Annotated in this window: 16 protein-coding genes; 5 read left to right on the top strand and 11 right to left on the bottom strand. The window is 39.9% G+C overall.

Going from position 1 to position 20,061, the window contains the following annotated elements; genetic code table 11:
- Positions 1 to 20: 20 nt before the first annotated feature.
- From infB to truB, 4 genes are read left to right on the top strand one after another with little or no spacing between them, the layout of a single operon-like run.
- The gene (gene infB / locus NXG61_RS09785; RefSeq protein WP_307223488.1) at positions 21 to 2,939 is read left to right on the top strand and encodes a translation initiation factor IF-2; all 2,919 of its coding nucleotides are present in this window, start codon (positions 21 to 23) and stop codon (positions 2,937 to 2,939) included.
- Positions 2,940 to 2,965: 26 nt separating this feature from the next.
- Positions 2,966 to 3,343 carry a 30S ribosome-binding factor RbfA gene (rbfA, locus tag NXG61_RS09790; RefSeq protein WP_196604648.1) on the top strand — a complete coding sequence of 126 codons (378 nt, stop codon included), beginning with the start codon at positions 2,966 to 2,968 and terminating at the stop codon, positions 3,341 to 3,343.
- Positions 3,324 to 4,280, top strand: coding sequence for a DHH family phosphoesterase (locus NXG61_RS09795; protein ID WP_196604649.1), 957 nt, complete (start codon positions 3,324 to 3,326; stop codon positions 4,278 to 4,280). Before rbfA ends, NXG61_RS09795 begins: the two co-directional genes overlap by 20 nt.
- Positions 4,270 to 5,145: a tRNA pseudouridine(55) synthase TruB gene (gene truB / locus NXG61_RS09800; RefSeq protein WP_196604650.1), complete on the top strand. Its 876-nt coding sequence runs from the start codon at positions 4,270 to 4,272 to the stop codon at positions 5,143 to 5,145. Before NXG61_RS09795 ends, truB begins: the two co-directional genes overlap by 11 nt.
- A gap of 26 nt (positions 5,146 to 5,171) precedes the next feature.
- On the opposite strand, the gene NXG61_RS09805 is transcribed toward truB, so the two are convergent.
- From NXG61_RS09805 to NXG61_RS09815, 3 genes are read right to left on the bottom strand one after another with little or no spacing between them, the layout of a single operon-like run.
- A complete protein-coding gene (locus NXG61_RS09805) occupies positions 5,172 to 6,158 on the bottom strand; it encodes a glycosyltransferase family 9 protein (RefSeq protein ID WP_307223491.1) in 987 nt (328 codons plus the stop codon).
- A gap of 11 nt (positions 6,159 to 6,169) precedes the next feature.
- Complete coding sequence (locus NXG61_RS09810; RefSeq protein ID WP_196604652.1) at positions 6,170 to 7,135, bottom strand: glycosyltransferase family 8 protein; 966 nt, start codon at positions 7,133 to 7,135, stop codon at positions 6,170 to 6,172.
- Between the two features lie 16 nt (positions 7,136 to 7,151).
- Entirely contained in the window at positions 7,152 to 8,129 is a 978-nt protein-coding gene (locus tag NXG61_RS09815) for a glycosyltransferase family 8 protein (RefSeq protein WP_307223496.1), read from the bottom strand.
- A 102-nt stretch (positions 8,130 to 8,231) separates the two neighbouring features.
- Between NXG61_RS09815 and NXG61_RS09820 the strand changes: the two genes are divergently transcribed.
- A complete protein-coding gene (locus tag NXG61_RS09820; RefSeq protein WP_196604654.1) occupies positions 8,232 to 9,317 on the top strand; it encodes a polysialyltransferase family glycosyltransferase in 1,086 nt (361 codons plus the stop codon).
- Positions 9,318 to 9,371: 54 nt separating this feature from the next.
- Here NXG61_RS09820 and NXG61_RS09825 read toward each other — a convergent pair whose 3' ends face one another.
- The 8 genes from NXG61_RS09825 to malQ all read right to left on the bottom strand — a co-directional run bounded on the left by NXG61_RS09825 (position 9,372) and on the right by malQ (position 20,060).
- Entirely contained in the window at positions 9,372 to 10,454 is a 1,083-nt protein-coding gene (locus NXG61_RS09825) for a glycosyltransferase family 4 protein (RefSeq protein ID WP_307223500.1), read from the bottom strand.
- On the bottom strand, positions 10,451 to 11,464 hold the full coding sequence (locus NXG61_RS09830; protein WP_307223502.1) for a stealth family protein: 1,014 nt from the start codon (positions 11,462 to 11,464) through the stop codon (positions 10,451 to 10,453). The genes NXG61_RS09825 and NXG61_RS09830 overlap by 4 nt, the downstream gene beginning before the upstream one ends.
- Before the next feature lies 1 nt (position 11,465).
- Complete coding sequence (locus tag NXG61_RS09835; protein WP_330998032.1) at positions 11,466 to 12,371, bottom strand: lysophospholipid acyltransferase family protein; 906 nt, start codon at positions 12,369 to 12,371, stop codon at positions 11,466 to 11,468.
- 95 nt (positions 12,372 to 12,466) lie between these two features.
- Positions 12,467 to 13,486 (bottom strand): lipopolysaccharide heptosyltransferase II, encoded by a 1,020-nt coding sequence (gene waaF, locus NXG61_RS09840; protein WP_196604657.1) that lies wholly within the window; start codon positions 13,484 to 13,486, stop codon positions 12,467 to 12,469.
- Between the two features lie 2 nt (positions 13,487 to 13,488).
- On the bottom strand, positions 13,489 to 13,959 hold the full coding sequence (gene rfaE2 / locus NXG61_RS09845; RefSeq protein ID WP_196604658.1) for a D-glycero-beta-D-manno-heptose 1-phosphate adenylyltransferase: 471 nt from the start codon (positions 13,957 to 13,959) through the stop codon (positions 13,489 to 13,491).
- A 4-nt stretch (positions 13,960 to 13,963) separates the two neighbouring features.
- On the bottom strand, positions 13,964 to 14,962 hold the full coding sequence (locus tag NXG61_RS09850; protein ID WP_196604659.1) for a bifunctional heptose 7-phosphate kinase/heptose 1-phosphate adenyltransferase: 999 nt from the start codon (positions 14,960 to 14,962) through the stop codon (positions 13,964 to 13,966).
- Positions 14,963 to 14,968: 6 nt separating this feature from the next.
- The gene (locus tag NXG61_RS09855; RefSeq protein ID WP_307223507.1) at positions 14,969 to 16,504 is read right to left on the bottom strand and encodes a hypothetical protein; all 1,536 of its coding nucleotides are present in this window, start codon (positions 16,502 to 16,504) and stop codon (positions 14,969 to 14,971) included.
- Positions 16,505 to 16,634: 130 nt separating this feature from the next.
- A complete protein-coding gene (gene malQ / locus NXG61_RS09860) occupies positions 16,635 to 20,060 on the bottom strand; it encodes a 4-alpha-glucanotransferase (protein ID WP_307223509.1) in 3,426 nt (1,141 codons plus the stop codon).
- Position 20,061 lies beyond the last annotated feature (1 nt).

Below are 20,061 nucleotides of genomic sequence, written 5' to 3' on the forward strand. Positions count from 1 at the left end.
CAAATAATGGGGGTGGATCGATGTCCAAATACAGAATATATGACCTGGCAAAAGAATTTGAAACTGACAGTAAGACAGTTTTGAATATGTTAAAAGTCCATAATGTAATAGTAAAAAGCCATGCTAGTACAGTGGGTGATGACGAACGAAAAATTATAGAAAAAAGTTTTCTGCAAAAGAAAAATATAATTGAGAAAAAAATTGAATCTGTGCGGGAGAATATATCAATAAAAGATAATCGGCAGAAAAATATAAAAAAAATTGATAATGACAGGTCTGATAATATAAATAATATTAATGAAAACCCCGCTTTGAAAAAGCAGGGTTATGAAAAAAAACAAGTATATAAAGGTAATGATAATATAAAAACTACAATACAAAAAACAGCAGACAGCAATGTATACAGTAATGAAAGTGCAAAGGTACCTATTGAGAGAACACATAAAAATCAGCAGGCGTCTGAACATGACAGTCAAAGAAATCTGATGCACGCCAGTCAGGCTGCTGCTATTAATAGCAATGACCATAAACCAGTTGACAGAGGAGATAACCGAACAGCTGCTGGTAACAGATCTGGACAAGGCAATGGGAGTGGTATGGGCCAAAATAGCAGACCAGGGCAGAGTGACAGTGCTGGGCGCAACAGCAGACCGGGACAAAATAATAGTACCAGTCAAAATAATAGACCTGGTCAGAACAACAGTGTCGGTCGCAGCAGACCAGCACAAAATAATAGTACTAGTCAAAACAGATCTGGTCAGAATAATAGTGCTGGTCGCAGCAGACCGGGACAAAATAATAGTACTAGTCAAAACAGACCCGGTCAGAGTAATAATGCTGGCCGCAACAGCAGACCGGGACAAAATAATAGTACCAGTCAAAATAGCAGACCAGGGCAGAACAACAGTGTCGGTCGCAGCAGACCAGGACAAAATACTACTACTGGACAAAATAGACCCGGTCAGAATAACAGTGCTGGTAGAAACAACAGACCAGGACAAAATAATAGTACTGGTCAAAATAGCAGTACTGGACAAAATAATAGACCCGGACAAAATAATAATGCAGGTCAAAATAATAGATATGGCAGCAGTCAAAATATAGGATCAAATAGAAACAGCAGAAAAAATTGGAGAAATAATAGAAATAACAGAAATCATCCTATACAGCAGAAACAGGAAATAGTGAGACCTAAGGTAATAAAAGTAGGAGAAACTATTTCTGTAAAAGAGTTGGCCAGTAAAATGACTTATACGGTCACCGATGTTATAAAGAAGCTTATGATGCTGGGAATAATGACAACTATCAATCAAGAAATAGATTTTGATACAGCTGTACTGGTCGCTGCAGAATTCAGCATAAACGTTGAAGAACTGCCGCCGGAAGTGGACTTGACGGAGATTCCCGAAGTTGAAGATGCAGAAAAAGATTTGTTGCCGCGTCCTCCTGTAGTTACGGTTATGGGACATGTTGACCATGGTAAGACATCTTTGCTCGATGTGATAAGAAAAACGTCTGTAACTTCGAGTGAAGCTGGCGGGATAACGCAGCACATCGGAGCTTATCAGGTTATGTGCAAGGATAAAAAAATTGTATTTCTTGATACACCAGGACATGAGGCTTTCACGGCAATGCGTGCGCGCGGAGCACAGGTTACAGATATAGCGATCCTTGTTGTGGCTGCCGACGACGGCGTTATGCCGCAGACATTGGAAGCTATAAATCATGCTAAGGCAGCCAAAGTTCCTATTGTAGTGGCAATAAATAAAATTGATAAACCGGGAGCAAATCCGGAACATGTTAAGCAGCAGCTCGCAGAGCATGAACTTGTTGCTGAAGACTGGGGTGGGGATATTATAATGGTTCCCGTCTCAGCTAAGAAAAAGATGGGTATAAATGATCTTCTGGAGATGATTTTACTAGTTGCGGAAATGCAGGAGCTGAAAGCAAATCCAAACAGAGAAGCCCGTGGTATAATCATAGAAGCTCAGCTTGATAAAGGCCGCGGTCCCGTAGCTACAGTGCTTGTTCAAAGCGGCACACTGCATGTAGGAGATTCTATTATTGCAGGTACTGCCTTTGGTAAAGTCCGTGCCATGATCAATGATCGCGGTGAAAAAGTGAAGAAGGCTGGACCATCTGTTCCAGTTGAGGTCTTGGGCTTGTCAGATGTACCTGCTGCCGGTGATGAAATGGCTGTTTTGGAAGAACATATGGTACGTACAATAGCGGAAAAGCGTATTGGCAAACAACGTACAGAACTTATCAATAATAAGAAAGTATCACTTGATGATTTATTCCAACAGATAAATGAAGGAAACATAAAGGATCTTAATATATTATTGAAGGCTGATGTGCAAGGGTCTCTGGAAGCATTGAAGACTTCGTTGCTTGGTCTTAATAAAAGTGATGAAGTGCGAGTGAGTATAATTCACTCAGGTGTTGGCGCAGTGAATGAATCAGATGTTATGCTGGCGTCTGCGGCAAATGCTCTGATCCTTGCTTTCAATGTGCGGCCGGATGGCAATGCAAGGAAACTTGCCGATACTGAAAGTATAGATATTCGTACTTATCGGGTAATATATGAAGCAATAAACGATATCGAAGCTGCCATGAAGGGTATGCTTGCACCGAAATATAAAGAAATTATTCAGGGAAAAGTAGAAATACGCCAAGTGATGAAATTCTCCAAGGCTCTCGTGGCAGGTTCCTACGTCCTTGAAGGGAAAATTTTTAACACATCGAAAATACGTATTCTTCGCGATAATGTGGTCGTGCATGAAGGACAGATTGAGTCGTTGCGCCGATTTAAAGATGATGTAAAAGAAGTGGCTGCGGGATATGAATGCGGTATAACTATCGAAAACTATCGTGACTTTAGAGAAAAAGATATAATCGAAGCTTACAGCATGGAAGAAATAGCTCCGCAGAGCTTATAAGAGCTGATACAGAAGGTTGTGAAAAAATGGGCGTTCGTGTTGAGAAGATACAAGAACAGATAAAACAGGAAGTCAGCGATATAATATTGAGAGGTCTTAAGGATCCGCGGATCGGTTTTGTCACAATCACGAAAGTAGATGTGTCAAGCGATCTGAAAAATGCCCGGATATATGTAAGCATTCTTGGCAGCCAGGAACAATTTAAGGGAACATGGGAAGGTTTAAAACATTCGACAGGTTATATCAGACAGGAACTTGCCAAGCGCATAAGAATAAAGTTTATTCCAGAGATAGCTTTTTATCCCGATACCAGTATTCAATATAGTGCTCATATTCAAGAGCTTATTAATAAGATACACAATGCAGGAGAAGGGAAATCTGAGAATGGAAATAACGATCAGTGAAGCCGCGGCAAAGATAAAAAAGGCAAACAGCATAATAATAGCACCGCATGTGAACCCTGATTGTGACGGACTTGGCTCTACACTTGGTCTCTATCATGCGCTGACTAAAAAAGGCCATAAGGTACGAATTTTCGTAGATGATGATATACCTGAAGCATACCATTTTCTGCCTGGATGGGAACTTTTTAAAAAACCTGATCAGAAAATAACCGGTGCAGATTTATTTATAGTTCTTGATGCTGAACCGGAACGTACGGGACGTGTAAATAAAATCACAGATGCACCTATTCTCAATTTTGACCATCATCGTTCAAACACAAGAACCGCCGATTTTTTATATTTAGCTCCATACAGGGCAGCAACAGGAGAAATTATTTATGAATTATTGGCAGAACTCGGCATAGAATTTGATTATAAGATGGCGGTGTCCGTTTATGCTGCTATAGCCACAGATTGCGGGTTCTTCCGTTATTCTAATACTACAGAATTTACGATGAAGGCTGCGGGAGATCTCCTTGGCTATGGCGTCCGCCCGAACATTATATCAGAAGCTTTGGAACAAAGAAAATATGCTGATGTAAAGGCGATTGCAGACGTTATTAATACAATAGAATTGTATAACGAAGGGAAAATAGCAGTAGCCGGCGCTGATAAAGATATTGTGGAAAAATGCAGCAGTACAGAAGGTTTTGTGGATCTTGTTCGTGTTATAGAAGGTGTTGATGTAGCTGTGCTGATAAAATATGCCGCTGATAATGTGACGCGTATAAGCATGCGATCAAAAAAAACCGATGTTGCTGCAGTAGCTGAAAAGCTGGGCGGAGGCGGTCATGTGAGAGCTTCCGGCTGTAATCTGGAGATGTCTTTTCACGAAGCAAGAAAAAAAGTTATTCAAGCATTGACCAGGGAAATGGCAGGGCAGGAAAATGCCGATTAACGGATTTGTGAATGTGCTTAAGCCTCCGGGGATGACATCACACGATGTAATAAGCTGCATGCGTCGTATTTATAGAACAAAAAAAATTGGTCATGCAGGTACGCTTGATCCGGCAGCGGCCGGAGTTCTGCCGGTTGCTGTCGGTCATGCCACACGCCTTTTGGAATATATGGCCGATACAGATAAAAGCTACAGAGCTGAAGTAGTGCTGGGAATAGGGACCGATACTGATGACGATACAGGCAGTATTCTCAGGCAGGAAAATTTCATTATGCCTGAGACAGCTTTGCTGAAGACTGTTTTGAAAAGCTTTTGCGGTGAGATAATGCAGGTCCCTCCGGCATATTCGGCTATTAAAATAAATGGACAAAAAGCGTATGAACTTGCGCGTCAAAATATAGAAGTGAAAATTGCGCCGCGTCGTATAAATATATATGGCATTGAACTTTTGGGATGTATGGAAAATGGATTTTCTATGGATGTGGATTGTTCCAAGGGAACATACATACGTTCTTTGTGCGCTGATATAGGCAAAGCCCTGAATATACCGGCTGTTATGGGATTTCTTCTGCGCACCAGGGCAGGAGCTTTTAGGCTTGCTGAAGCGAATACGCTTGAGGAGCTTTCTCAAGATCCGGCTGCCTTTGTACAGGGAATGGATATATTGCGGGGAACGATGGAAACCTGCGATATAAATGATGAAATGCTTGCTGATTTTTACCAGGGGCGGAAAATAGAATATAATGGTGAAATCAATGACGGTACGGCGCTGCTGATATATTGCGGTGATATATTCGCCGGCATAGGAAAAGTAAGCGATGGTGGAGCGGCTATAGCACCCCATAAGGTATTTAACAATAAATAAAAAGCTCGGCATTTTTGCCGAGCTTTTTATTTATTATTGCTGGTGAGCCGCATTATATTGTCAAAAATTTCTTCACAGGAGCATTTATCCTTTGTTAAAATAATTGTGTTATATAAATTAGGATCAGGAGCCCATTTAGCTATGTGTGCTTTGTCGAAGACGTAAAAAAGAGACAGGACAGGAATGCCGAGTGCCAATCCTAAATGCATGGTACCGGTATCAACACTTATAAGTCCCATACTCAGTTTTAAAACGGCAGCTAAGAGCGGGATAGATGTTCTGTTGGTCAAATCAATATATTTGTCGGTATAGCGCAGTAATTGGCTGCTGTAATCAGCAGCACGTGAGCCGGCTCCTAAAAATAATATCCGATAGCCGGCGGCATGCAGTTTTTCAACGAGTGCCGCGCAGATCTGTACAGGCATATCTTTTTCAGTTCTTTTTGAAACGGTGCACAGGCAGATGTATTTTTTTGCAGCAGGAGATATAGAAAACTGCTGTAAAAGCGAAAATGCCTCCCGAAAAACTTGCTGTGGCGGTTTATACAGCATAGGTATATTTTTCAAAGGCAAGTCTGTATATTGCTCAAGTAAAACAGTGTTGCGTTCCTGGACACGCTGCAGGCCGTGATAATCAATTTTCTTGTTGGATAGGAAAATACGGAGCGGCCCATTGTTTTCTGCATACACTTTTTTTGCACCTAAAAGACGTGATAAAATTATACCGCGTTCATTACCGTAGATAACAAATGCGGCATTAAATCCTTCTGCAAAAAAAGTTTTGTATTCGTAATAGAATTTCAAGGCACCGGCCACGCCGCGATGTTTTCCTTTTTTGTCATAAATAGTAACTTTATCCACACCATCAAGATATAAGGCAGCATCCGCAAATGGTTTATTAGTGATAAATGTTATATGGCTGCGTGGGAAAATATTTTTTATATTGCGGCACAAGGGACTTGTTAACAATATATCACCAAAAAAGGATGTGTTGATAATTAGAAATTTTTCCATATGAAAATGTATTATCTCCTTAATTTTTTATATAGATATTTGCAATACCATTTCAGAGAATTGACCTTTTGACCTGAATAAAGCAAAGCTTTTGCATAAACTTTCATTTCTTTATAATTCAAGGGCATCTGCAAAGGCATATCAGCCCAGGGCGTTTCTTTTTCATATTGAGCATAAAGATCTTTACGAAAGACAGTGCTTGCTCTGCTTATAGGCCAGGCAATATTCCATGGTTTTGGATGTGCCGCAAAATGCAGAAAAACAATTTTTTCCTTGTCTTCGGCAAAACTGTCAATACAGTTATATCTTTTCGGCAAATAGATAATTTTGTTGTGCAAGGCTATGTTCAGAGCATCCTGGTCAAGATAGCGGAATCTGACCGGATCATTTTTAAATAATGCGAGGACCTTATCCATCACATGAAAAGAATTCCATTCTTTTATATTTATGATCAACATACCTGCGTTAAAATATGTATGTTCTTTTAAGGATAAAGCGCTGCAGCGTTTTTTGTTCATCCATTCCAAATCAGGTACGGCTGCAGCAATTGCATTCTCCAGATTGCAGCTGAAGATATATTCTATTGAACTGAGGCATATTATATCGGCATCAAGGTAACAGACACGTTCTTCTTCGTTTAAGATGGAAGGAAGTATAAAGCGAAAATATGTCGAAACCGGTAAATGAACAAAAGTAGGCAGCGTGTTGAAAAAAGAGGTGTCTATCTCGTAGAGTACAATATCGGTCTGTATAAGTTCTGCCAGGTTTCTCAGCTTTTTTTTATTATCAGCGGAAAGTGTTGATGTCAGAATGTGAAAACGAAGATGCAGATTAGGATTGTGGCGGCATATAGAAAGTACTGAAGCGGCTGTGCAGCGCATATAGTTATCATCTATACCATAACCGATATGGACAATATTTTCTTTGCTTTTGCTGAACAAGTGATCATATTTGTTGCATAGGGTATCTGTAAGCATGCTTATTCCTGCCTTTTCATATCTTCTTGCGTAATTTCCAAAGACCATACAGGCAAGACCATTTCAGCCAGCCTTTGAAATTTCCCGTTTTTTTCATCGTTCTGGCCATGAATTTCGCCTGTTTGTACGTATTGGGATTTTGTATTGATACGGCTTTCCACGGAGACATCATTTGATATTTTATCCATAAGGATGTCAAGAAATGGAACTGTCCCCAGCTTTGCCAGGGTTTGACGCTTCCGGAGTAGTGGAGAAAAACGGTATCATCCGCCGGGTTTTCATTCATATCCGCAAGGTGGTAGATCATGTTATAACAGTGCGGAAGAAATAATATCTTATCGGCCAAAAGCATATTTAAGACATCCTGATCATAAAATTTAAAATTACTTTTTTGTTGCAGCATTGTAATAGATTGTTCAGAAATATGATTTTTATTCCATTCATCTACATTGATCAGCATCATACCGGAGTTAAAATATTTTTCTCCGGTAAAGCCGAGATTTTTTTTTGCATAACCAGTCATAAAATCATAATCGGCAGCAACTGCTGAAATCACACCGTCAAGATCAATTTGGAAAAGCTTCTTTAACGGTTGCAGACAAAGAATGTCAGAATCAAGATATAAACACTTGTCCGTTTTGTTCTGTAATTCACCGCAAATTATGAAACGATAGTAAATTGCTTTTGACCAGGTGAATAAGATAGGGAGATGGCTGAATTTATCTCCATCAATGTAATATATATATACTGCAACAGTTTTATATTCCTGACCCAGTAGAGCAAGACAATTTATATCGGCACTGTTCAGCTTGTCGGTAAATATATGAAAGACTATATTTGTGCCGGGGTTGTTCTTCACAATAGACGTCATCAATACACCCATGCCGAGTGCAAATTCTGCATCTATACCAAAAGCGATATTCATGCCGGTTCTTATAGATACATCATTGGCTATATTTTTTTTTGCTTTGATAATATTGCTGAAAAAATCCATAATTTATTCCTTTGTCTTAAATTGTAAATACACAGAGCAGTATAATCAGGGTGAACTTGTGCTTTATTTTGCTTTACGTTAAAATAGTTAAAGAGGTGAATTATGAAGAATTTATTTATAGTAAATACGCCATTTCATTTGCTGACATCATTTATTTTGAGCAGGAGCATTTTTGCCGCTGATGATAATTATTTGGCACTTATTCATCCGCATGGTTATTCTAAATGGGCAGAGAACCCCTTGATGGCATATATGGCATCAGACAAGAGCGGATATGTGAAAGTATTTTATTTATTAAACTGGCTTTCACATAAAAATAAAGAAAAGAGTTATAAAAAACAAGCTGATGAAGTAAAAAACAGCATCGGTAAAATTGGCATAGAAAGAGCTTTCCTTGGCAGCGATATTGATCCGCAAAATCAATTACTGGTAGCGGCATTGGGAATGAAAGATTTTTATCGCTATGAAGACGGGCTTTTTTCCTATTATAATGAAGATCGCCGCAGACCTAAAACACATGAAATTTTTCATAAATTTAAAATATGGCTCTTAAAAAAATCAGCTGGCATAAAAAGCGATATGTATATTAATACAGCAACAGCAGGAGACAGTCATGCCGGTGTTGTAGATTATATGTACGCACCGGAGCTTCTCGGACGTTATTCACCCAAGACAGTAAAAATAACCGAGAATATGATACATACTGCTATAGCAGATCTAAAAATGCATGATCTTTTGCAGGAAACTTTTACAGCAAAATGTGTATTGTTTTTGAGCCAGCCGCTGGTTGAAAAAAAATGGTACACAATAGAGCAGGAATTGACATGTTTAAAAAAATTGATTCAACCATTCGATGATAAGGCAGTGCTTTTGTATAAACCTCATCCCAATGACAGTAAGTATAAGATAGATTATTATCGACAGAATTTTCCTCAGATGCGCATCTATGAGGGGATTGAACCGGCAGAACTGCTTTTCGCCCGCGAAAAAAAGCTCATTGCTGTGGCCAGCTATCAGTCAACTGCCTTAATGTATCCTGCTATGTTTTCCGGCAGGCCGTTCAAATCCATAAGTCTTGCTGATTTCGGGCAAAGCCCTGTTCTGCATGCATATAAAGAGATCATGGAAAAAGCGGGAATATTTTTTCCTCAAACGACAGATGAGCTGGTAAATTATATGCAAAAGTAAATAAAATCAGGATTAGTGAAAAATAAGTTCAAGGATAAACAAATATCCCTGAACTTATTTTTGGGGCTGGGAACATTCGTTGTACAGAGAAATAATCTCATCAAACATTTTTTCAGGAGAAAAACGGGAAATAATATCGTTTCTGGCGGCTTGACCCATCTGAAGACGCAAGATAGTATTTGCTGCTAATAATTTGAGTTTGCTGTACAAGATCTCACAATTTCCGCTGGGGATGAGGTATCCTGTTTTACCATCGGTAATAACTTCACCTGTGCCGCCGACATCATAGGCGAGCGCGGGTTTTTTCATTGCCATTCCTTCAGCGAGGACCAGACCAAAGGTTTCAAAACGTGATGGCAGAACAATCACATCGGCAGCAGACAGATAATTTTCCACATCGGGTTTATGACCAAGAAAATGTACTCGGTCTGTCAATCCATTTTTCCATATTTGATAACGCAATTTCCACTTGCCCTTACCGGTACCGATAATCAGTAAATGCCAGTCTGCAGCACCGGTTTGTTCTGATAAAAGTTTGATAAGATGCTGATGGCCCTTATTGCGGAGATTTTTTATCCGGGCAGTAATTGCCAGGCAGAAAGTTTTGTCAGCTATATTTAATCTCTTGCGAAGATCATTACGATTATCGTGAGGAGAAAATTTTTTGGTATCAACACCATTATAAATAACTTTTACTTTTTCCGGTATGGCACCATTTTCTAAAGCAATGTGGTATACATATTGACTCACGGCTATTATTTTATCACACTGCAGAAGAATCCTTTCTTTTCTGCTGCCGAACAAGCCGTGTGCAGTATAAAGAACCGGCAGATCAGGCAAATATTTTAACTTGCATTTTACTGCCGTGATACCTGCAGCAGCAGAATGAGCATGGACAAGCTCTATATCATATTTTTTTATTATGAATTTGAGAAAAAATGCCGCAAGAGAAGTGTTCAGCCGCAATGGCAGGAATATCTGAGAAATTCCCTTGGCAGCCAGCTTATCGGCAAGCTGTCCGCCGCCGGAAACAACGATAACATTATGACCGTTTTTCTGAAGAAGGGGAGCAAGCATAGCAACGTGACTTTCGGCACCGCCTATATTCATTCTTGGTACAAGAAGAAGAATATTCATTTTTCAAAACTCGATTTTTCTGGCAGAATTTTTTCAAAGGAAGCGATAATATGTCTTTTTATATTGGCAAAATCAATATTATCATTATCGTTCACACAGAGCATAGGCATGTCTTGTGATTCAATAGCAGTATATAAATCAGCATTATCTGCTTCCTGTCCGTATATTTCAAATACCTGTCCCTTAGCGTGACGGCCTATGGGCTCAAAGTCGCCCTTTATAAGCTGCCAATATCGAATAAGCCATTGATCAACATCACTGCGGCTGCGGAATTTATTGCAGCTGCTTTCATCAAGTACATCATTTTCTGCAGACCAGATATCATTATAAGTACTTTTTAAAAATGAATAGGGCAGGTGATTGTTAGAAAAACCGCGAAAATGATGCTCTCCTGAGAAAATAAAATTGCGCAAAGCATTCCAGCCATATTTAGGGGACATCCATTTCCAAAAATGCTTGCGGACTTCTGCCTTTTTATCAAAATTAGCATTCAGTACAGCCATACTGTTAAATTTTATAAAAGGCATCATATCGCCTTTTACAGGAGAACTTATGGCAGTGACAATACAAAAATCTGTTGGCAGTCCGTTTTTGAAAAATAATTCTTTTGGCACCGGTTTTAGAATAAACATGTCGTCATTAAAAGATACAAAGCGTTCGGCAAGACCTTTTATACGATGTAAATTCAGCTCTAAAGGACTGGAACTGAAAGTAGGAAGATATTGTGGAAGAAGATAATTATCGTGGCGGATGATATTTAATTTGGGATGTTCAGTATTTAACCATGCCGGTAAATGTCCGCAGGTTATAAAATGGATTTTATTTACCCAGGGCGCAAACTTTTCTACACCACGGAACCAATATTGCAGATTGTCCCAATCGCGATACCGGCTGAGACGCTTATCTCCATTTATATCAGAAGAATAGGCATTCTTTTGTTTCTGCCAGGATGGATCATTGCCGTCCACCCAGCAAATAGTAAAATCTATTGGCTGATTATTTTCTTGCATTTTATTTGCCCTTTTCTGTATAAGTTTTTGTCGCTCGATGACGCTCTACCGATTTCCATCGATTGTGCAGCCAAAACCATTCCGCAGGATGTTTTATTATATGATCTTCTATTTGTTTTGTTATTATCATGGTAGCTGTGCGTATATCTTCATGTTTATTTTGGGTTTTCGCCACAAAGATAGGTTTATGGATAATTATTTGATGAGTGAGTCCGGGGCCTTTGACTATAAAAACAGGAATTATAGGAGCATTGTTGCGGCGGGCAATAGTCGCTGCTCCGTGAGCACATGAAGCATCTCTGCCTAAGAAAGGCATAACTATACCGTCTTCAGCAGCATCCTGATCCATTATGAGGCCAATGAGCCAGCCCTTAGAGATCATCTTGAACATGTTTCGGACATCATACTTATACATGACATATACACCTATCAAGGCACGGTATTCGTTCATAAAACGATCAGCGCCGCGATTGGATTGTTCCTGAGCTACACCGACAAGCTTATAGCCATTTTGAGATAAAGCGCCGCCTAAAAGTTCCCAGTTACCGCTGTGAGCAGCTGCAAGAATACCGCCGCGGCCAAGCTTCAAAGCCTCATCAAGATTTTCTGTACCGGATAAAGTGATATATTTATTCATATTATATTTCATGATAGGAAAACGCAGTACATCGATTATCATGGGACCAAATTTTGTCCAGCTTTTTTTTACGATTTGTACAGCTTTCTTATGAGATATATTAAGGCTGAGTACAGCATTTCTTACAGCCATATTTTTTCGTTTAGGCGGAATTAAAAACCATGTTATATGACCAATGGCCCTGCCTATCAGGTACGATATTTTTTCTGGCAATAAACAGAACAGTTTACTGAATAGTTTCAATACATAATAAAGAGCGATGAAAATCACCTTCCTGTTATTAGCTGGTCTGACTTTTGATAAGAAGGTTCAAAAGTGTGGGATGCCGCTGTCCGGCAAGTTTTACTGTGCTGAATAAATTAAAATCAGCGTAAAACTGCTGTCAATTTATTTATTACCTGCTGAGGCTCAATAGAGGCAAGACAATCACGGTTAAAGCGGCATTTCCGTTTCCAGCAGTGTCGGCAGTCATAGGCTACTTCAATATAATTGTTTTTTTGATTGTAGGGTCCGTTGCGATTGGCATCTGTAGGTCCCATGATCATAATAGCAGGTTTGCCAAGAGCAGCCGCCATATGAAGACTGCCGGTATCACCGCCGACGGTGGCAGAGGCATTTTTAATTATGAATGCCAATTCTTTTAAAGCTGTTTGTCCCACCAGGTCAACGGTGTTGTTTTGTGTCAGATTTTTTATTTTATCTGCGATAAGACGGTCTGTTTTTCCGGCACCGGCTAAAAGCGGAATTATTTTTTTACCGCAGCACCAATCAATTAATTCTGCGAAATAGGAAGCAGGCCAGCGTTTATTGGGCCAATTGGCACCGACCACCAAAACCACATAAGGATCGCTGAGATTCACTTTATTTTCAAACAGCAGAGAACGGGCTTTAGCAATATTGTCTTCTGTTATGCCCAGCGGAAATACTGGATTATCAGCGTTCCCGCCTAATCGGCGGACAACATCCAAATATCTTTCCACTATATGACCATTATGGTTTTTTCCGCTCAGCGGTGTACTTATGATTCCGCTGCCCTCACGCATATCCGTGTAACCGACTTTTTCTGCAGCATGGGCCAGCCAGGCAATAAGAGCTGATTTTAAAAGTCCCTGCAGATCAATACTGATATCATAGCGGCGTTTATTGAGACGTGCAGAAAAAGGTTTCATATATTTAAGAAAATCAATAGGCGAATTTAATTTCTTCCGATCGAAAATAATAATTTCATCAATTGCCGGACAATCGTTGACTATGTCGGCAGCTACGGGAGAAACTACCCAAGTAAGATGACAGTCCGGCCAAGTTTTTTTTACAGCTGCCGCCACAGGCAACGCATGGATGACATCACCGATAGCACTGAGCTTTATTATAAGAATATTTTTCATGGTCAGCTGCAGATCTCTTGTACTTTCTTTATGATGTTTGTTGTGGAGCAGCCCGGCAATAATTTGATAAACTCGGCGTGGCCGCCATATTTTTGCAGGGTTTTTGCCTCGGGCAGGGTAGACAGAGAGTAATCGCTGCCTTTTACATAAATGTCCGGCCGTACCTTTTCTATAAGCTTTTCAGCGTTGGTTTCATCAAACAAAACCACATAAGTCACAGATTTTAGAGCATTTATCACAATGGCTCGTTCATTTTCGGGGACAATAGGTCTTTTATCGTTTTTCCAACGTTTTACGGAGGCATCGGTGTTCAGACCGACAATGAGGCAGTCACCATATGAAGCAGCCTTCTCCAGATATGTTATGTGTCCGGCATGGATAATATCAAAGCAACCGTTGGTTAAAACTATTTTTTGACCGGATTTTTTTAAAACAGAGCAAAGCATTGCTATATCATCATTTTTTATAATCATAAGCTCACTTTTCCAAAATATTTTTCAGTTCTTTTACCGCTACTGTGGCTGTACCCATCTTGCGTACAGCTATGCCGGCAGCATAATTGGATAATTTTGCTGCCAGAGAAGGATCATAGCCTGCTGCTACGGCCAAGATAAATGCGGCTACACAAGTATCACCGGCACCGGAAACATCGTAAACTTCACTTTTATCAGATACGGGGATGCGAGTTGCTTTGCCGTTTTCTTCAAATAAAACCATTCCTTTTTCACCGCAGGTTACTAAAATACCTTTAGCTTTTAATTTCTTCAACAAGAGAAATCCAGCATTATAAAGATCGGTCTCTGTATTTATTGCAGAATTTACGGCGCTGGCCAGCTCAGCATCATTTTGCTTCACGTAAGTGACACCTGCGAAGGATTCTATATCGTAGCGTGAATCGACTATGCAGGGAACATTGTTTTTCTGTGAATAGTTTATGGCGAGTTCACGTACCGCGGGTGTAATTGTACCACTGCCATAATCACTGAGAACAATGCCGCCGATTTTTGGCAGCAGCATACGCAGTTTTTCTAAAAGCAGTGTCTCGTCAGAAGGGCTTATCGGTGTATTATTATCATGATCTATGCGTACTACCTGCTGACTGACGGTTGCTCTTCCTCCGGCAATTATCCTGGTTTTAGTTATAGTGGTGCCTTTAGCTGAAACCAACATACCGTCGATGCCGACACCGTTAACCGTCAAAATATTTTTAAGGCCTGCACCGGCGCTGTCACTGCCTAGTAATCCCACAGCGGAAACGCATCCGCCCAGTGTAGCAATATTATTTACTACATTGGCAGCGCCTCCGGCAACAATTTTCTCTTCTGCCTGTTTGAGAACTAAGACAGGTGCTTCACGAGAGATTCGGTCGATAGTACAGTGCAGGTATATATCTGCGACCATATCGCCGATGACGGCTATATGTTTATTTTGCATACCGCTCAGAACAGCGGATAATAAATTTTTTCTGTTTTCCATTTTGTATCACCAATGAACAAGATTGAATTTTATATGCCATGAATTTCTTTTTTCCCGGTATCTGAGTTCCATATCAAGGCAATGAAAGTCATGATACCAGTAATAATCCCTATCCATCACCTTCATACCGTCTCCGGCATCAAATTCGTTGGCAATGACAATTCTGTCCTTGTCAGTAAGCTCGTAGCTGAATCCGGCAGTGACTTTTTTTGAATAATCATCATAACCATAATCAAATAACGAGTTTTGTGTTGTTGACTGCGAATAATGATAAGCAGTATATGCTACAAGTTTGGGGCTTATATCAGCCATCACTGTAGCATTATAGTAGAAATTATTTGAGTTGCTTGAGTCATAGGATTCATAGATCCAGGAATAGCCTATGTTTGGATAAAGACGTATTTTGGGAGATCCAAGATTGATGGGGGCATGCGAAAGGCTGACAGAATGACTTCTGTGCCAGCTTGATTTTATATCATCGTCCCATTTGCCGTATTCCGTGGAAAAGCCAAAGCTAAGCGGTGTGTTGGCAATATGAGTATTATAATCAAAAATCATAGTTGGTTCTTTTTTTATCCATACATTGTTGCTGTCTTCGTAATAACCGTCTTCAAGACGTACAGAAGCTTTGCCGTCTGCCCATTGCAGTCCATAGACATTGCGAAGATCATGCTTGGTATAATAATTGAAATCAATATAGGCTTTGATTTTTTCATTAAGATTTTGGTCATAATAATAATTTATATGCAGGCCATCATCACTGTCATAATTTACATGCACGGGGATGGTACTGTTTTTGTCTGAAGCATTTTTCCCTATTGCTGTTATATAACGGTCTTTTTTATAGATTACCTGCCCTTTGATCCAAAATTTTGCATTATAGGCTATCATATGATCGTCCGGCCATATTTCAATCTTATCGGCAGACATATAGTAGTCCGGTTTTTTTGCCGGACAACGTGTGATGGAACCATCATATATGATCATCTCTTCGGGATAAAATTCCATTTTTTTCCCGGATACTTGTTCAGTATCTATGGATCCCTTTACATTTTCCATTTTGCCGAGTTTTGTATTGTAATTGTATGTGGTATTATAGCCATCCATGACAATATTCGGTTCACCGGCTGCAAGATCTCCGGATTGGGCCATGTGAGCCTTATCGGGAATAGCTGTATCACCGCTTTTGGCATTACCTGACATGGAGTCAGTGGTAATCCGCGAATAATCGTGGGTTATGCGGACATTCCCTTTAGCAAATACATCGCCTGTGCCGCTGTCATAAGAAATATCATTGCCTTCAAATATTATAGGTGCTGGTTTTGAAGGATCGAGTGGACGTATAAATTTTTCATTGTCAATGTCAGCACGCAGTTCTTTAAGTTCTTTGTTTTCTCTATGCTGGCGGGCATAATCTTTCTGTTCTTGAATATAATTCAGCAGATCGATATCTGTATCATCTGCATAGGCATGAGTCTGTGCTGCATTGAAAACGGCAGCAAAGGCAGTTAATGCCGATAATAAATAAATTTTTTTGTGCATATAATTAAATTCTCCTAAAAATAATATCAACTGTTGTATATTCGTGAACAAAAATAAAACTCCTGCTTAATATGGTCAGTCATACCAGATAATATTAAGCAGGAGTTCTATTTTGAAAATGAAATATATGTTACTGTCTTTTATATTTGCTGCTGAGTTCTGCCAGATACAAAGCTGTTTTTGGGTCCATGCGGTCGCTCGACAGCCGCCAAGTCCAATTTTTGCCAACTGTGCCGGGCAAATTCATTCGAGCTGATGAATCAAGCAAGAGTACATCCTGAAGAGGTAATATAACTATGCGGGCTTCACTGGCATAAGCGTATTCTATCAATTTTTGACAAAGCTGATCCGACGATGCGGCATACAGTTTCAACTGTGCTGATAAAATAGCTCGTGCTTCCGGTGTAAGATTTTTTTTCAGCCATCCTATGGTAGTATCATTATCGTGAGTGCCTGTGTATAAAATATTATTTTCTGCACAGGAAAAGCTTATATTTTTTTCTGTGCTTAAATGCAATTCAAACTGCAATACTTTCATCCCCGGAAAACCGCAGTCATTTTTTAACTTATCTGCATCTTCCGTTATAATACCAAGATCCTCTGCAATAATAGAAATTTTTCCCAGCTGTTTTTCCAGAGACTTAAAAAAAGACAAACCGGGACCTTTTTCCCAACAGCCCGTACGGGCTGTTGAGGCCTTGCTGTTTACAGACCAATAGGAAGCAAAACCGCGAAAATGATCAAGCCGAATTACATTCGTCATGAGAGAAAGAGTACGAAATCTTTCTACCCACCAGCAATAATCGTCCTCGGCCATTTTATCCCAGCGATAGTGTGGATTTCCCCAAAGCTGACCATCCTCAGTAAAATAGTCAGGCGGCACACCGGCAACCGTTAAGGGATTACCGGTTTCATCAAGATTGAACATAGCTTGATGTGCCCACACATCAGCACTGTCATGCGAAGGGAAAATAGGCATGTCACCGATGATTTTTATATTGTGTTTAGCCGCATAATTCTTTAATTCCCGCCATTGGCTGAAAAAAATATATTGAACGAATTTTATGTAGGCTATTTCTGTCTGATGTTTAGAAGAAGCCTCAGACAAGGCTTCCTGAGAATGATTTCTCAATGGAGCCGGCCATTTTATCCATGAGGCGTTATAATGTTTTTTCAGCGCACTGTAAATGGCATAATCTTCCAGCCAATATTTTTGTTCACGGCAAAATGAATAGAATTCCTCACAGGGAGAAAATAATGAAAAGGCTTTTCTGAGCAATGTATCCTTACTTGATTCTACAGAAGAAAAATCAACACTGTCAGAATCATCAATATGATAGATATCTTCTGGCATAAGTAATCCGTCACGGAGCAGACTGTCGGGAGAAATAAGCAATTTATTGCCGGCAAAAACAGAAGGTGACTGATAGGGAGAGGCACCGTAACCTACAGGATTTAATGGTAATATCTGCCAATATTTTTGGTTGCTGTTTTTCAACCAATCGATAAAAGAGAATGCGCTGCTGCCTATATCGCCGATCCCGTAAGGTGAATATAAGCAGCTGGGATGTAGAAGAAGACCGCAGCTGCGTTCATATTGGAGCGGTTTCGTTACCTGCCTTAGGACCATACCGGATAATTTTTCTATATCCAGTGTCAGGATATCGTCCTTCAGCAATATTTCTTCAGCTTCAGATAATACATCTTTTACCGCGGTATGGCAAAAACCATGCAGATCAAGTGTGAGATGAGCGGTGTTCTTATAGCTGCGGTTGATTATTATAATAAAGCAGTCATTTTTGGCAGATTGTCCAAAAACATCACTGCCTGTACGGATACAACGTAAATAGACTATTACATCGTCTTGAGCATAAAGAAACAAAAGTTCGCCTGTTCTAAGGGCAATATGCTTATTCCTCAGCGCAATCAAGGTTTTGAACCATGCCTGTAATTCATTATTGCCCTCACTCCAGTTATAGGTACCGCGATTATATGGATCACGCAGTCCCTCCATCCCTATTTCGTCACCATAATATATAGACGGTACACCTGGATAAGTCATCTGCCATAAGGCGGCAAGCTTGCTTCTGAGCATTCCCAACCTGTAGTGAGCAGGATCAAGCTGGTAATTTCTTTGAGCTGCGGCAGATATAGTCTCATAATTGGAGGCTTCACCTAATAAACTGATGACGCGTTCAACATCATGGCTTCCTACTAAATTCATCATTGCATAGTAATTATGATAGGGGTAATTCTCTTTTTGACTGGACAGATAACAACAAGTCTTTTGGGCAGATATTCTGCAAAGCAGAAAATCCAGCACTGTCTTGCGAAATGGGTAATTCATGGCTGAATCCATTTCTCCGCCGCAAAGATATTCCCGCGAAATGCCATAACTGACTTTATTTGAGGCATCTTCCCAGACTTCACCGATAAGAATGGCATCCGACTTGATGCTTTTCATTGTTTTATAAAAGTGCCGTGAAAATTTTTGTGGTAATTCGTCAATGACATCAAGGCGCCACCCGTTTATACCATTTTTCAGCCAATGCCGCAGCACGCTGTTTTCACCGTCTATGATGAAATTCATATACGACGGTGAAATTTCGTCAACATTAGGCAGTGTATCAAATCCCCACCAACTGTCATATTCATGAGGATAGCTGCGGAACGTATACCAATCGTAATAAGGCGAGTTTTTGGATTGATAAGCGCCTATGGAAGAATACGTATTTTCTCTGTTGAAATATATACTGTCACTGCCAGTATGGCTGAAAACACCGTCAAGAATAATTCGTATGCCCATTTTCTGCGCTGAAGTACACAAGTCAATAAATTCTTCGTTAGAACCTAGAATTGGATCTATTTTGTGATAATCACCCGTATCATAATGGTGATTGCTGGCAGATTCAAAAACGGGATTAAGATAGATCACCGAAATACCTAATTCCTGTAAATAAGGCAGTTTGGCTTTGATACCGGCCAAGTTGCCGCCAAAAAAATCATAGGAAATGATATCTTTTGTGTCAACGTCTTTATAATAATAGGGCTTATCATGCCAATCAGCATGATAGACAGCGTTTTTTTTAGAAACAATGGCATTTCCGCAGCGGTAAAAACGATCAGGAAATATCTGGTACATTACAGCATTTTTGAACCATGCCGGAGTAGCGGCATCAGCCTGATAAACGGTTACCTGAAAAGAGGACGGAGAGCGTTGATAAATACATCCTTTTCCGCCGGTATTTTCGGTGCTGTTCCCATAAAACAGTGTCTCATCGGCAGTATCAATGATAAAATAATACCATAAAAGACACCCTTTATCTGGCAATGTCAGCTGAACCGTGTAATGCTTGGAATTTTGAAGAGAGTTGTGCAATGATATTATTTTTTCGCCGGATACTTCCTGCCATAAACGCAGAGATATTTTCAAAATCTTTGTTTCGGAGATAACATCGATTGACAGAAAAAGATCTGTACTTGTACGGCATGCTCCAAAGGGATAACGATAATAAGCATTATAGGAATCATGCAGCAGTAAAATTTCCTCAGGCAAG

This window comes from Pectinatus haikarae, assembly GCF_050916305.1.
Lineage (GTDB): Bacteria > Bacillota > Negativicutes > Selenomonadales > Selenomonadaceae > Pectinatus > Pectinatus haikarae.

Coding starts and splice junctions, on each gene's coding strand:
- NXG61_RS09855 (WP_307223507.1), bottom strand. CDS start 16,504: ATGCACAAAAAAATTTATTTATTATCGGCATTAACTGCCTTTGCTGCC.
- NXG61_RS09825 (WP_307223500.1), bottom strand. CDS start 10,454: ATGAATATTCTTCTTCTTGTACCAAGAATGAATATAGGCGGTGCCGAA.
- truB (WP_196604650.1), top strand. CDS start 4,270: ATGCCGATTAACGGATTTGTGAATGTGCTTAAGCCTCCGGGGATGACA.
- rbfA (WP_196604648.1), top strand. CDS start 2,966: ATGGGCGTTCGTGTTGAGAAGATACAAGAACAGATAAAACAGGAAGTC.
- NXG61_RS09830 (WP_307223502.1), bottom strand. CDS start 11,464: ATGCAAGAAAATAATCAGCCAATAGATTTTACTATTTGCTGGGTGGAC.
- infB (WP_307223488.1), top strand. CDS start 21: ATGTCCAAATACAGAATATATGACCTGGCAAAAGAATTTGAAACTGAC.
- NXG61_RS09795 (WP_196604649.1), top strand. CDS start 3,324: ATGGAAATAACGATCAGTGAAGCCGCGGCAAAGATAAAAAAGGCAAAC.
- waaF (WP_196604657.1), bottom strand. CDS start 13,486: ATGAAAAATATTCTTATAATAAAGCTCAGTGCTATCGGTGATGTCATC.
- rfaE2 (WP_196604658.1), bottom strand. CDS start 13,959: ATGATTATAAAAAATGATGATATAGCAATGCTTTGCTCTGTTTTAAAA.
- NXG61_RS09810 (WP_196604652.1), bottom strand. CDS start 7,135: ATGCTTACAGATACCCTATGCAACAAATATGATCACTTGTTCAGCAAA.
- NXG61_RS09815 (WP_307223496.1), bottom strand. CDS start 8,129: ATGGATTTTTTCAGCAATATTATCAAAGCAAAAAAAAATATAGCCAAT.
- NXG61_RS09805 (WP_307223491.1), bottom strand. CDS start 6,158: ATGGAAAAATTTCTAATTATCAACACATCCTTTTTTGGTGATATATTG.
- NXG61_RS09850 (WP_196604659.1), bottom strand. CDS start 14,962: ATGGAAAACAGAAAAAATTTATTATCCGCTGTTCTGAGCGGTATGCAA.
- NXG61_RS09820 (WP_196604654.1), top strand. CDS start 8,232: ATGAAGAATTTATTTATAGTAAATACGCCATTTCATTTGCTGACATCA.